The organism is Kribbella hippodromi, assembly GCF_039531045.1.
GTDB classification, from domain to species: Bacteria; Actinomycetota; Actinomycetes; order Propionibacteriales; family Kribbellaceae; genus Kribbella; species Kribbella hippodromi.
This window is the reverse complement of the sequence record NZ_BAAAPH010000028.1, coordinates 60448-72686: the sequence shown is the minus strand read 5'-3', so window position 1 is coordinate 72686 and position 12239 is coordinate 60448. Positions and strand designations below refer to the sequence as shown.

Annotated in this window: 14 protein-coding genes, 1 tRNA gene and 1 other RNA gene; 8 read left to right on the top strand and 8 right to left on the bottom strand. The window is 67.3% G+C overall.

What is annotated here, in order from left to right:
* Positions 1–2317: DNA polymerase III subunit gamma and tau (locus ABD260_RS32660; RefSeq protein WP_344239905.1), on the bottom strand; the 2317-nt coding region annotated here is incomplete at its 3' end.
* A 79-nt stretch (positions 2318–2396) separates the two neighbouring features.
* Between ABD260_RS32660 and ABD260_RS32655 the strand changes: the two genes are divergently transcribed.
* Positions 2397–3212 (top strand): aminoglycoside 6-adenylyltransferase, encoded by an 816-nt coding sequence (locus ABD260_RS32655; RefSeq protein WP_344239903.1) that lies wholly within the window; start codon positions 2397–2399, stop codon positions 3210–3212.
* Between the two features lie 17 nt (positions 3213–3229).
* On the opposite strand, the gene ABD260_RS32650 is transcribed toward ABD260_RS32655, so the two are convergent.
* On the bottom strand, positions 3230–4855 hold the full coding sequence (locus ABD260_RS32650; protein ID WP_344239901.1) for a long-chain fatty acid--CoA ligase: 1626 nt from the start codon (positions 4853–4855) through the stop codon (positions 3230–3232).
* A gap of 162 nt (positions 4856–5017) precedes the next feature.
* Between ABD260_RS32650 and ABD260_RS32645 the strand changes: the two genes are divergently transcribed.
* Both ABD260_RS32645 and ABD260_RS32640 read left to right on the top strand, forming a co-directional pair.
* Positions 5018–5500 carry a MarR family winged helix-turn-helix transcriptional regulator gene (locus tag ABD260_RS32645; RefSeq protein WP_344239899.1) on the top strand — a complete coding sequence of 161 codons (483 nt, stop codon included), beginning with the start codon at positions 5018–5020 and terminating at the stop codon, positions 5498–5500.
* Between the two features lie 2 nt (positions 5501–5502).
* Positions 5503–5907: an SRPBCC family protein gene (locus ABD260_RS32640; RefSeq protein ID WP_344239897.1), complete on the top strand. Its 405-nt coding sequence runs from the start codon at positions 5503–5505 to the stop codon at positions 5905–5907.
* 58 nt (positions 5908–5965) lie between these two features.
* Here the strand turns inward: ABD260_RS32640 and nadE are convergent, their stop codons facing one another.
* Entirely contained in the window at positions 5966–6784 is an 819-nt protein-coding gene (gene nadE, locus ABD260_RS32635; protein ID WP_344239895.1) for an ammonia-dependent NAD(+) synthetase, read from the bottom strand.
* A 21-nt stretch (positions 6785–6805) separates the two neighbouring features.
* An RNA gene (ffs, locus tag ABD260_RS32630) (signal recognition particle sRNA small type) lies at positions 6806–6902 on the bottom strand.
* Positions 6903–7001: 99 nt separating this feature from the next.
* Between ffs and ABD260_RS32625 the strand changes: the two genes are divergently transcribed.
* Positions 7002–7817, top strand: coding sequence for a TIGR03620 family F420-dependent LLM class oxidoreductase (locus ABD260_RS32625; RefSeq protein WP_344239893.1), 816 nt, complete (start codon positions 7002–7004; stop codon positions 7815–7817).
* On the opposite strand, the gene ABD260_RS32620 is transcribed toward ABD260_RS32625, so the two are convergent.
* Both ABD260_RS32620 and ABD260_RS32615 read right to left on the bottom strand, forming a co-directional pair.
* On the bottom strand, positions 7814–8194 hold the full coding sequence (locus ABD260_RS32620; protein ID WP_344239891.1) for a GNAT family N-acetyltransferase: 381 nt from the start codon (positions 8192–8194) through the stop codon (positions 7814–7816). The genes ABD260_RS32625 and ABD260_RS32620 overlap by 4 nt on opposite strands.
* On the bottom strand, positions 8194–8331 hold the full coding sequence (locus ABD260_RS32615; RefSeq protein WP_344239889.1) for a hypothetical protein: 138 nt from the start codon (positions 8329–8331) through the stop codon (positions 8194–8196). The genes ABD260_RS32620 and ABD260_RS32615 overlap by 1 nt, the downstream gene beginning before the upstream one ends.
* Before the next feature lie 81 nt (positions 8332–8412).
* Between ABD260_RS32615 and ABD260_RS32610 the strand changes: the two genes are divergently transcribed.
* Positions 8413–8500: transfer RNA gene (locus ABD260_RS32610), tRNA-Ser, on the top strand.
* 42 nt (positions 8501–8542) lie between these two features.
* Here ABD260_RS32610 and ABD260_RS32605 read toward each other — a convergent pair.
* On the bottom strand, positions 8543–9388 hold the full coding sequence (locus ABD260_RS32605; RefSeq protein WP_344239887.1) for an aminoglycoside phosphotransferase family protein: 846 nt from the start codon (positions 9386–9388) through the stop codon (positions 8543–8545).
* A gap of 36 nt (positions 9389–9424) precedes the next feature.
* Between ABD260_RS32605 and ABD260_RS32600 the strand changes: the two genes are divergently transcribed.
* Both ABD260_RS32600 and ABD260_RS32595 read left to right on the top strand, forming a co-directional pair.
* Positions 9425–9886: a nucleotidyltransferase domain-containing protein gene (locus tag ABD260_RS32600; protein WP_344239885.1), complete on the top strand. Its 462-nt coding sequence runs from the start codon at positions 9425–9427 to the stop codon at positions 9884–9886.
* A gap of 14 nt (positions 9887–9900) precedes the next feature.
* Positions 9901–10653 (top strand): class I SAM-dependent methyltransferase, encoded by a 753-nt coding sequence (locus ABD260_RS32595; protein WP_344239883.1) that lies wholly within the window; start codon positions 9901–9903, stop codon positions 10651–10653.
* Here ABD260_RS32595 and ABD260_RS32590 read toward each other — a convergent pair.
* Positions 10644–11420, bottom strand: coding sequence for a nitroreductase/quinone reductase family protein (locus ABD260_RS32590; RefSeq protein WP_344239959.1), 777 nt, complete (start codon positions 11418–11420; stop codon positions 10644–10646). The two genes, ABD260_RS32595 and ABD260_RS32590, sit on opposite strands and share 10 nt — an antisense overlap.
* Positions 11421–11635: 215 nt before the next feature.
* Here ABD260_RS32590 and ABD260_RS32585 point away from each other — a divergent pair, with 215 nt between their 5' ends.
* Complete coding sequence (locus tag ABD260_RS32585) at positions 11636–12235, top strand: TetR/AcrR family transcriptional regulator (protein WP_344239881.1); 600 nt, start codon at positions 11636–11638, stop codon at positions 12233–12235.
* Positions 12236–12239 lie beyond the last annotated feature (4 nt).

Genomic DNA, 12239 nt, shown 5'->3' with positions numbered 1-12239 from the left:
TCCCGGAGTGTGCGGTCCCGGCGTGCGCGGTCCCGGCGTGTGCGGTCCCGGCGTGCGCGGTTCCGGAGTGTGGGGTCCCAGAGTGTGGGGTCCCAGACTGTGCGGTTCCGGCGTGTGCGGTCCCGGAGTGTGCGGTCCCGGAGTGTGCCGTTCCAGACTGTGGGGTTCCGCCGTGTGGGGTCCCGGCGTGTGGGGGGTTGGGGGGTTGGGCGTTGGGTTGGGTGTCGGTGGGCGCCTGGGAGTCGGGGGCTGGGTCGGTGGAGGTTGGGGAGGTGGGGTGCTGGTCGGTGGGGGCTGAGCCGGAGGGCGGGACGGTGGGGGCGCCGGTGTGGGGGGTGTTGGGTTGGGGGCCGGGGCGGTTGGTGGGGGTGCCGGCGGCGCCTGGGTCGGTGGAGGGGTCTACTACTGCTTCGACTCGGCGGTTGACGCCGATGGTGTCGATCATGGCTTGGCGGAGGATTTCGTCGCTGCCGGAGCGGGCGAAGCTTTCGCGGGCGCCGGCGTTGACCAGGCCGAGGGTAAGGGTCTGGTCGTCGATCGCGATGACCTGGGCGTTCTGGCTCAGCATGATCCAGGCGAAACGGCGCTTGGCCTTTACTGCTTCCAGTACCTCCGGCCAGAGGCGGCGGATGTCCGCCAAACCAACAGCTCCACCCGCACCACCGGAAGCGGTCTGCGCTGCCGAAGCTGGTTGAGCGTTCGCGTCAGGTTGCGCGTACGCGTCTGGCTGAGCGTGCGAGGTGGGTTGAGCGGCCGAAGCGGGCTGTGCGGAGGCGGCGGCTGAGTTGGACGGCTCATCGCCCCATGCGCCCGTACGTGCTCCAGCAGGCGCGGCGCCGGAGTCAGCAGCGGCACCGGCCGCCGCTGCCCCCTCCGCTGACCTGACGGATGTACTGGCAGACGTACTCGCCGAGGTGCCGCCGGTGGAGGTGGTGCTTGCAGGTGCGTCACCCGTCGACCCACCGTCCGGGGCCGAGGCGGTGCCGGAATCAGCGGTCGGGGCAGCACCGGAGACACCGTCAGAAGCAGGAGGTGCATCGGAGGCTGGGCGGGCCGCAGCACGAGCCGCGCCCCGGCTTGTCGCGGCGTCTGGGTCGGCGGCCGTCGCTGGTGTTGGGGGTGTGGCCGCTGGCGCTCCGGCGGGGGCTCCGATGGTTAGGCGGCGTTCGAGGCGGTCGAGGCGGGCCTGGATGCCGTTGGTGGAGTCGTCGGCGCCGGGGAGGAGGACCTTGGAGCAGATGAGCTCCAGCTGCAGGCGCGGGGCCGTCGCGCCGCGCATCTCCAGCAGGCCGGCGGCGACGATGTCGGCGGCTCGGGTGAGTTCGGCGGAGCCGATGCCGGCAGCCTGGGTCTGGAGGCGCTCGGCCTGGTCGTCGGCGGCCTCGATCAGGCCGGAGGTGAGCGCGGTCGGTACGGCGGACAGTACGACCAGGTCGCGCAGCCGGCGGAGCAGGTCCTCGGCGAAGCGCTTCGGGTCCTGGCCGGTTTCGATCACCTTTTCGATGGTTTGGAAGACTGCGGCGCTGTCATGCGCCGCGAACCCGTCCACGCACGCGTCGAGCAGCGAGTCCGGCGTGAAACCGAGCAGCGCGACAGCAAGCTCGTACGTGACGCCCTCCGGCCCCGCGCCGCCGATCAACTGGTCGAGCACGCTCAGCGAATCGCGGACGGACCCGGCACCGGCGCGTACGACCAGCGGCAGCGCGGCCGCCTCGATCGAGACGCCCTCGGACTCGCACAACCGCGCCATGTAGTCGCCGAGCACCTTCGGCGGCACCAGCCGGAACGGATAGTGATGCGTACGGGACCGGATCGTGCCGATCACCTTGTCGGGCTCGGTGGTCGCGAAGATGAACTTGAGGTGCGGCGGCGGCTCCTCGACCAGCTTCAGCAGGGCGTTGAAGCCCTGCGTGGTGACCATGTGCGCCTCGTCGATGATGTAGATCTTGTACCGGCTCTCGACCGGCGCGAAGAACGCCCGCTCGCGCAGGTCACGGGCGTCGTCGACACCACCGTGCGACGCCGCGTCGATCTCGATCACATCGATGCTGCCGGGGCCGCCGCGGGCCAGGTCGGTGCACGATTTGCAGACCCCACACGGCTCGGCGATCGGGCCCTTCTCGCAGTTGATCGCCCGGGCCAGGATGCGCGCGCTGGTGGTTTTTCCACAGCCGCGCGGCCCGGAGAACAGGTAGGCGTGATTCACCCGGTTGTTGCTCAACGCGTTCCGCAGCGGACCGGTGACATGGTCCTGCCCGATCACTTCCGCGAAGGTCTCCGGACGGTACCGGCGGTACAAGGCAAGGGGCGCTTCCACCCGGCAACCCTAGCGCCGCCCACCGACAAATCGCCGCCCGCGCCCGGGAGTAGGCGGTTTCGGCACTAGGGTGAGATGGGTGACGACCGGGGACGAGCGGCAGCAGGCGGTGATCACCCGGGCGCGTGAGGTGCTGCCCGGCGACGAGCGAGTGCTGGCTGTCTACCTGATCGGCAGCTACGCCACCGGCGCCGCGGACCGGTTCAGCGACGTCGACGTGCACCTGGTGGTCACGGACGACAGCGCAGACTGGTACGAAGAGCACTGGGCCGACGTACTACACCAGCTGACCGGACCGACCGTACTCGCGGACCGCCTGCCCGGGATGATCGGCGGACTCGGAATCACGCCCGACTGGCTGCACGTCGATCTGATCGTGCACCCGCTGGCATCGTTCGACCGATTCCAGTACGACGGTGTGCAGGTGCTGTTCGACCGGGACGGGACGTTGTTCCCGGAGGGTGATATCGCGCCGAAGGGCGGTCGCCCCGACGAGCCGTACTGGCCGGCCAGTACGGTCAACCTCTTCTTCTACTTCCTCGGCAATCTGGTCACGGTGCTCGGCCGCGACGAGCGCATCGTCGCGAACCAGGGCGTCGGGGTCGTACGCGACCAGCTGATCGCACTGATGCTGGCCGAGCGCGGCGTACGCCGAACGAGCGGGGCCAAGCGCCTCAACGCACTGTTGTCAGCCGAGCAACGCGCCGCGCTCGAGGCGGTTCCCGCTGCCGGCACCGATCCGGCCGGGATCATCGCGGCGAACCAGTACATCTGCCGTCAGTTCATCAGCCGGGGCACCGCGCTCGCCGAACGTACCGGCAATCAGTGGCCCACCTCCTTCGTCGACGCGACCTTGAAGCACCTGAACAACCACTTCCGGGTCGATTTCAGCTAGTTGCCCAGGGCACTGTTCTATTTCAGGTGGTAGTTGGCGAACCGGCTGCGCAGATCCTTCTTCGAGAACTTGCCGACCGATGTCTTCGGTACCTCGTCGATGAACTCGACCGCGTCCGGCAACCACCATTTCGCCACCAGCGGACGCAAGTACTCGAGGATGTCCTCTCCTGTCGCGGTCGATCCTTCCTGGAGGACGATGCACGCGAGCGGGCGCTCGTCCCACCGCGGGTGCGGTACGCCGATGACGGCCGCCTCCTTCACCGCGGGATGCGCCATCAACAGGTTCTCCAGCTCGACCGAGCTGATCCACTCGCCGCCGGACTTCACCAGGTCCTTGGTCCGGTCAACGATTCGCACTGATCCGTACTGATCGATCGCCGCCACGTCGCCGGTCTTCATCCAGCCGTCCTCGGTGTTCAGCTGCGCACCGTCGTCAGGCCGGTAGTACTCCGCGGCGATCCAAGCTCCGCGAACCTGCAGCTCACCGGTCGCCTCGTCGTCCCACGGCAACGGCGTGATCGATCCGGGCTCAACGATCCGTACCTCGACGCCGGGCAGCGGCAGACCAGCGCGAGCCCGCAGATGCGCCTGCTCCTCCTCGGGAAGTCCCTTGTTTCGCGTGGGTACGTGGGACGCCGTCGCGACCGGGCTCGTCTCCGTCATCCCCCACGCCTGCAGGATCGGCCGGCCGAGCTTGAGCCGGAACGCCTCCGACAACGCCTCCGGTACGGCGGAACCACCGCACGGGATACGCCTCAGCTTCGGCAGCTCGACGCCGTCCAGCAGTGGCAGCAAGCCCTGCCAGATCGTCGGCACGCCGGCCGAGAGCGTGACCTCTTGTTCTTGGAGCAGCTTCAGGATGCCCGCCGGGCTCATGTCCGGCCCAGGGAACACCAGCGACGCACCGGCCATCGGCGCCGCGTGGGCCAGACCCCAGGCATTCGCATGGAACATCGGCACGACCGGCATCACGGTGTCCGTCTCGGCAAGGCCGATTCCGGAGTTGGTCAGTACACCGATGGAGTGCAGCCAGGTGGAACGGTGTGAGTACACGACGCCCTTCGGATTGCCCGTCGTGCCGCTCGTGTAACACATCGCGGCCGCCTGGTTCTCGTCCTCGACGTGGAACTCGACCGGCGCGGCCGCGGCCAGCAGCTCCTCGTAGTCGTGGAACCGCGGATCGTCGGGCGCCTCGGCCCCTGGCGCCCCGGCCGGAAGGTCGTCCATCACGACGACATGCCGCACCTGCGGAAGCCGTTCGAGCAGTGGCAGGAACAACCCGAGCAGTGACCGGTCGACAAACACCACTTCGTCCTCGGCGTGGTTCGCGATGTACACGATCTGATCGGGGAAGAGCCTGATGTTCAGCGTGTGCAGGACGCGCCCGGTGCAGGGGGCGGCGAAGTACAGCTCGAGGTGGCGGCCGGAGTTCCACGCAAAGGTGGCGACCCGTCCGTCCGCGCTGACCCCAAGTGCATCGAGTACACCGCCCAGGCGTCTGGTGCGGTCGGCCCACTCGCCGTACGTCAGCGTGACCGGCGCCGGACCGCCCGTATGGACGGTCTTGTCCGGGTAGAACTGCTCCGCCCGGCGGAAGATCGTGTCCAGCGACAACTGGTAGCCCTGCATCAGACCCTTCATGCACTCACTGTGCCAGCCGCGCATCACCTTGACCATGACCTCAACCGGACTTTCTCCGGCACTCATCCGGAACTTTTCCTGCCCACAAGCCGTGGGCAACGACCTCGAATCGATCCGCGTCCGATACATGACACGACATATATGTCGTGTAACATGTCTGCCATGAAGATCGTCGAGGAGCTTCGTTACCTCGTGCTGGCGATTCAGCGCGAGGGCAACCGGGCGCTGGCTGCCGAGCTGCGCCCGCTCGGCATCACGCCTTCCCAGGCAGAAGTTCTGCGGGTGCTGAAGGACCACGGCCCGATGACGCTGAACGCGCTCGGCGGGCTGCTGGTCTGCGAAACCGGCAACAGTCCGAGCCGGCTGGTCGACCGGCTGGTCGCACAAGGTCTGGTGAAGCGCGGCATCGACACGGTCGACCGGAGATACCTGACACTCAGCCTGACCCCGTCCGGCCGAGCCTTGCACCGCCGCATCATCACCGCGGAGAACCGGTTGCACCGCACCATTCACGACCTCGTCGCCGGTCAGCCGCTCGACGAGACGATCAGCACCCTTCGTACGCTCGCCGGCGCGTTCCCCGCCGGCGCCGCGCTGGCCCGCCGCCGCGGCCCCGAGCTTGCCCACCTCGCCCAGGAGAGATAGCCATGGAACAGGCCACCGAGACCATCCACGCCAGTCAAGCAGCGATCCGCCAGGTCCTGCTCGACGCGCTCGGGTTGCCGGAGTGGAACGAGGCGTTCCTCGCCGTCGAAGGCCCCCGCGAGACCAACCCGGGCACCCGGTACGCCTTGCGCGTCCGCCCGGGGTTCGCGGGCGAGCTGCAGTACACGGTCGTCGAGGCGGACCGGGTCGAGATGGTCTGGCAGGTCCCCGGGTTCCGCGAGGTCAGCACGTGGACGATCGGCGCGGACAGCCGGGTCACGCACACGTTCGAGCAGTCCGGCCCGCTCGCCACGGTGCTCCGGCCGGCGTACCGGAACATCGCGACGATCCGGCTGGCGCGGCTCGCGAACCGCATCCGGCAGGTACAACTGGCGCATACCGCTTAGAGCAGCAGTATGCGCGATGGTCAGCTGAAGCGCGTTTCGTCAGCTGACCACCGAATGCTCAGCTGAAGGGGAGCGGCACAGCGCGTTTGTGTGCCGTCCGGCGATGGGTCGCGATGATCGTGCTCGCGGCCTTCTCGTCGATCTCGAGACCTTCGAGGAAGTCGTCGATCTCGTCGTACGTGACGCCCAGGACCGCCTCGTCTGGTACGCCCGGGTTGTTCGTCTCCAGATCGGCGGTCGGGATCTTGCCGGTGATCGAGGCGTCCGCGCCGAGCCGCTCGCCGACCGCGCGGACGCGCCGCTTGTTCAGGCCGGACAGCGGCGTCAGGTCGCACGCGCCGTCGCCGTACTTGGTGAAGAAGCCCATCACCGCCTCGGCCGCGTGATCCGTACCGATCACCAGCAGGCTCCGGGCGCCGGCCACCAGGTACTGCGAGATCATCCGCTGGCGCGCCTTGACGTTGCCGATGTGGAAGTCCTCGCGGTCGCCCAGCCCGGCGTGCCGTACTTCCTCGACCATCGCGTCGGTGGCCGGCTTGATGTTCACGTCGAGCGTCTCGTCCGGCTTGATGAACGCCAGCGCGCGCTGCGCGTCCGCCTCGTCGGCCTGGATGCCGTACGGGAGCCGCATCGCGATGAAGGTCGCCTGACCGCCCTCGGCCCGGACTCGTTCGACGGCGAGCTGGCCGAGCCGCCCGCCGACGGCGGAGTCGACGCCACCGCTGATCGCGAGCACGTACCCGGATGCGCCGGTCTGGCGGAGCCGCTCGGCGAGGAACTCCACCCGCCGCTCGATCTCGGCATCCACGTCGAACACCGCGGGCACGCCGAGCTCGGCGATGATCAGTTCCTGCAGGTACCGGATCTCGGGGTTCATCAGGCTCCTCACACCCCTGGGCATAAGGATTCCCCGCGCACCCGGAAGAGCTCACTTACCCTTGCTGCCTTCCGGCCCTGGGGGGATTGGGCGAGATACCGCCACGCGGGGAACCAGCCACGAGTGTACGGGATCGGATCACCCGGCCTGAAATCCACCCGCTCGCTCTGAGCGAACACGCGTGCGCGGCTGCCTGGTGCGGGCGCAAGCTGGATGCGTGACGAATCATCAATTCGGTCCCTTCGGGATCACGACCGGGCTCGACGGCACGGCGGAGTCGATCGCGGCGGCGCAGGCGGCGGAAGCGCTCGGGTACCCGGTGGTGTGGCTGTCCGGCGGGGCGCTGCCCGGCCTACAGGCCATCACCGACCTGGTAGCAGGTACGGCGACGATCAAGTACGTCAGTGGGATCTTGGCGGTGGTGAAGTACAGCGCGGCGGAGGTCAGTGCTGCGTACGCCTCATTGGAGGCAACTGCCCCGGGACGGTTCACTGCTGGGCTGGGCGGGGCGCACGGACCACAGCCGCTTGCGACGCTCAACGCGTACTTGGATGAGGTGGATGTACCTGTGGAGCGCCGAGTACTCGCTGCACTCGGTCCGCGGATGCTCAAGCTGGCAGCGGAGCGGTCCGCCGGCGCGTACCCGTTCCTGACCACTGCGGCGTACGCGGCCGAGGCGCGGAAGGTACTTGGTCCGGAGAAGCTGCTAGCGGTCAGTCACCTTGTCGTAGTAGAGCCAGACGCCGACCGGGCACGGGCGATCGCCCGGGACACGATCAGCTTCTTCACGAACATCCCCGGGTACGTGGCGTCACTGAAACGCCAGGGGTTCAGCGACCGCGACCAGGCCGAACTCCCCGACCACATGATCGACGCCCTGGCCGCATGGGGCACCCCGGCCGACATCAAGTCCAAACTCACCGAACACCTGGACGCCGGCGCGGACCACGTAGCCGTCAACGTCATCACCGGAGTAACCGGCCCACAACCAGTAGACCAGTGGCGGACGCTGGCTCCAGTACTACTCGCCTAGTTCTTGTTGTGCAGTTGCTTCTCGTAGAGGCGTGCGGTCGACTCCAGCTTGTCGTACACATACGGCCGCACTTCTCCGGTCGCCTCAAACCCCTGCCGCTCCCAGAACCCAGCAGCGACCTGAGCATTGGTATCCACCACAGCCAGCCGCAACGTCCCGATCTCCGGCCAGGTGTCTTCAACGAACCGCTCAACAAGCGCATAGGTCGTACCGCCGTACCCACGCCCTTGCTGGCTCGAATGCACCTGAAGCAGCCCGACAAACGCAGTCCGCTCCACCGGGTATCCCCTGATCAGATCAACCACAACGACCAGCCGCTCCCCCACAAACGCCCCCAGTACAACCTTGGCGTCCTCCCCTACCCCCTCCGGCCGCATCAACAGCAGACTCTGCGCATCCGCGTCCCCCGGCGGTACCCCGTGATCCGCTCCGTATACCCCGGATCCGCCTCGATCAACTCCTGCAACGCCCCCACATCAGCAACCCCCACCACCCGCACCAAGACCTCATCCACACCCCCGACCCTAGTTCCCCCACCCACCCCTCAGCTCCCCGATTTCAGATTCCCACACCCCCTTCGGTATCCTCTCCGCTTGGAGGATTCGCCTAGAGGCCTAGGGCGCACGCTTGGAAAGCGTGTTGGGGGCAACCCCTCACGAGTTCGAATCTCGTATCCTCCGCCACATTGGGCGGCTTCCAGGTCTTGGGAGCCGCCCTGTTGGTGTTTAGGGGAGGTTTTGTAGGGCCGTCTTGAGGAAGTTGTTTCGGCGGATGGTGGCGGTGGGGGTCCAGCAGGTGGTGGGGGTGTTTAGGGCGGCTACGGCGTCCCAGTAGGGGACGTGGGGTGCTGGGTGGCCGGTGGATTGTTGGTAGCCGGTTAGGACTTCGGTGGGGGCCTCGGGGCCGAAGGTGATGGCTGCTTGTTTGCGGAGTTCGGAGAGGTCTACCCCGAGGGCTCCTACGCCGGCGGTTTTCCAGTCGATGAAGGCGGTGACCTGGTTGCCGGACCAGAGCATGTTGCCGGGCCAGACGTCGCCGTGTAGGTAGACGGAGGGTTCGTCGGGGCGGCCGTGGGCTGTGATCAGGGCGTCGGCTTGCTGGAGGAGAGCTGTGGTTGGCATGCGGCCGAGGCGGCGGTCCGTGGCGAAGTCGTCTACGGCTATGGGGCGGGGGCGGAACGGTAGGTGCTCGCGTGGGCCCATGGAGACGGTGTGGAGCCGGGCTAGCGCGGCGCCGGCTGCTCTGAGGCGTTCGGGTGAGCCGTCGGGCCAGCTGGTGGTGCCTGCGATCATCGTTTCGAGGCTGGCTGGGGTGCCTGACTGATCACCGGTCAGGTCGGCGGCGATCAGGCGTGGGGCGGGTAGGTCGTGGTGTTCGGCTACCTGTAGTGCTGTGGCGCCGGTGGCGATCATCGATTGGCCGATGCGGGGCGTTGGGGCACGGAGGACGTACTGGCGGTTGACTCCGTTGTGTACGACGTCCAGCCGCCAAGGACCCTGATCATCATGTAGGGGGTGTACGGCGACAACACGACCGACCGCAGCGGCGGCCCAGCTGATCAATTCCCTCATGGCTGAGTCTATGTGACTGGTAGGAAGGTGAGGGTGATGACGGCGGAGCGGGTGCTGGAGTTGGTGGGGGCGTTGGAAGGGCTGGGGGTATGGGTCGATGGGGGATGGGGCGTGGATGCGCTGGTGGGGCGGCAGACGCGAGTTCATGAGGACTTGGATTTGGGGGTTGTGCGGCATGAGCTCGATCGGGTGGTGGAGGTGCTCGGCGGGCTGGGGTACGAGGTGACTGATGCTCGGTATGCGGATGTAACGGTGCAGTTGACGCATGGGGTGGAAGGGCATCGGGTGGATTTGCATCCGAGTACCGCGGTGGATGGGGGTACGGAGCAGCTCGACTTTGAGGGGAATGATCGGGTGATTCCGCCGGCGGTCGAAGGGTGGATTGGCGGGGTGAAGGTGCGGTGTATGCCGGTGAGTGCGCAGCGGGAAGCACATCAGGGGTATGTACTTCGGCCGCAGGATCACCACGATTTACGGTTGCTAGACGCGCTTGGTTAGGGCTGACTGGGTGTATGGATGAGGTGGTTGCGGGGAATCGGGTGGTGTGGGAGCAGGCTTCCACGAAGCACGTTCGGGAGCACGACGAGTTGCTGGCGGCTGCTCGATCCGACGAGCTGTTGGTGGAGCGGGAACAGCAGCTGCTCGCACCGGTGTTGGCTGAGCGGCCGTTGGTGGTGCATTTGCAGAGTGGGCATGGGCTCGATGACATCGGCCTGGTGAAGGCAGGGGCTCGGGCGGTGGTCGGGGTGGACTACAGCTCGGTCGCAGCCGGTGCAGCACAGCAACGGGCTAACGAGCTTCAACTGCCTTGTCACTACGTGGTAGCCGAAGTGCCCGGTGTGCCCTTGAAAGATGACTCCGCGGACCTTGTGTACACAGGTAAAGGCGCACTGATCTGGATGCGGGACATCAACGCCTGGGCGCGGGACGTGGCGCGCGTGGTACGACCGGGTGGCCACCTCTTCGTGTACGAGGCGCACCCGGCCGTACCACTGTGGAGTTGGGACGAGGATGACGTACGCATCCGCCCGGACCGGAGCTACTTTGCCGAGTCGCACCTCAACGACACGTACCCGGCGAACGGTGCGCGCGAGTGGCAATGGACACTCGGCCAGATCATCACCGCGATCACCACAGCCGGACTGCAGTTGCAGGTACTAGAGGAGTACGCCGAACCGTTCTGGCGTCCCCAGGACGGCACGAACGCAGCAGCGTGGTCCGGACGGCTGCCCAACTCGTACGCACTCCTAGCCCGTCATAAATAAGGCAGTAGCTCCGCCTCCTCACGGTCGAGGTGTGCCGTTAGCTGTGCGATCAACTCATCAACCTGTGGCAGCACATCAGCGCCTGGCACCTCCACCAAGCGCTCCAGCTCAGCTAGCAGTACTGCAATCGAGTCATGCTCCTTCTGCAGTACACCGACCACCTCAGTGAGCTCCGGGTGCTGTGCGATGAGTGCCGGGAACAGTCCGGTCGACTCACCGGTGTGGTGGTAGTGCAGGCCCTGGCACATCGCCAGGCAGTTGATCCGGAGCTGCGCGCCGAGCGTCCCCGCAGACGCGACCTCGTTGCGTACCAGGGAAAGCTCGCGCCGGAAGGCATCGTGGATGTTCTTGAGCATTTCGGCCAAGGAGCCGCCCGGCGGCGGACCTGGTTGCCGGTTCAGAGCGACGACCGGGAGCGTACGCGTGGTGCGCTGCTGGTAATCGCCCCACCCGGACTCGGCCTCGACGAGCCGGGCAAAGACCTCGTCCCGTTCGTCGCCCCGTAGTACTACAGCCGTGGCCGAATAGGTGAAGGCACCGTCCTCAACGGTGACTTCGGGATTCGCGAGCAGGTTGTAGTACCAATCCGGGTGCTTCGGGCTGCCGCCGGCCGAGCCGACGACCAGTACCCGCTCGCCGTCCGGGTAGTACGCGAGCACCACGGTCCGCTGCTGACCGGACCGTGCGCCTGTGGTTGTCAAAAGCAACAACCTGGAATTCTCGAACTGACCGGTGAGCCGGCCGCCGTTCGCGCGGTACTCCGCGATGAGTGCTGCGGTGAAATCGTTCAGGGTTCGCTTCTCTCTGAGTCGTGGAAAGGGACGAAACAGAGAAGCGGGCGGCGCCCGCGCGGCGCTCAGAACGCGGCCGGGTGCCCCACTCGTGAATGGCCAAAGGCCGACCCGGCAGTCACGCGAAAGATCGTACCCAACGAACCGGGCCAATCCAACGGGCGCCGGACCGAGCAGGAGACAATGGGCTGGTGTCGTTGCCCGATCGGCTGGTGCAGGCGGGGGTCGAGCTCCTCGAGGAGGAGGGCCTCGGCAACCTGAGCCTGCGCGCGATCACCCGCCGGACCGGCGTCTCGCACGGCGCGCCCCGGCGCTACTTCCCGACCCACAACGCCCTGCTCACCGCCATCGCCGCCACCGGCCTCGCCGACCTCGCCGCCCGCCTCAACCTCCAGACCGGTTTGGGGCGCCTAACACTCCCCACCGATACGCCTGCCGCGACTCCCACCGGCGCGCCCACGCACTTGTCGGCCGAGGACCAGCTGGTCGAGGCGGCCCGACGGTATCTGGAGTTCGCCGCCGAACGGCCGGCCATGTTCGACCTGCTGTTCCGCCACGACCTCCTGGCCGGCGCCGGCGGCAACCTGCGCGCGACCTCGCTCCCGCTGTTCCAAACTTTCACGGACCTGGTCGCCCGCACCCATCCGGACGACGCGGACCTCCGCGCCACCGCCCTGTGGACAAACATCCACGGCCTGGCCACCCTGCGCGCCACCAACGCCCTGGAGCTCCTCGGCACGACCGACCTCGACCCGATGATCCGCCACGTGGTCCGCGCCCACCTGGCCTGATGCC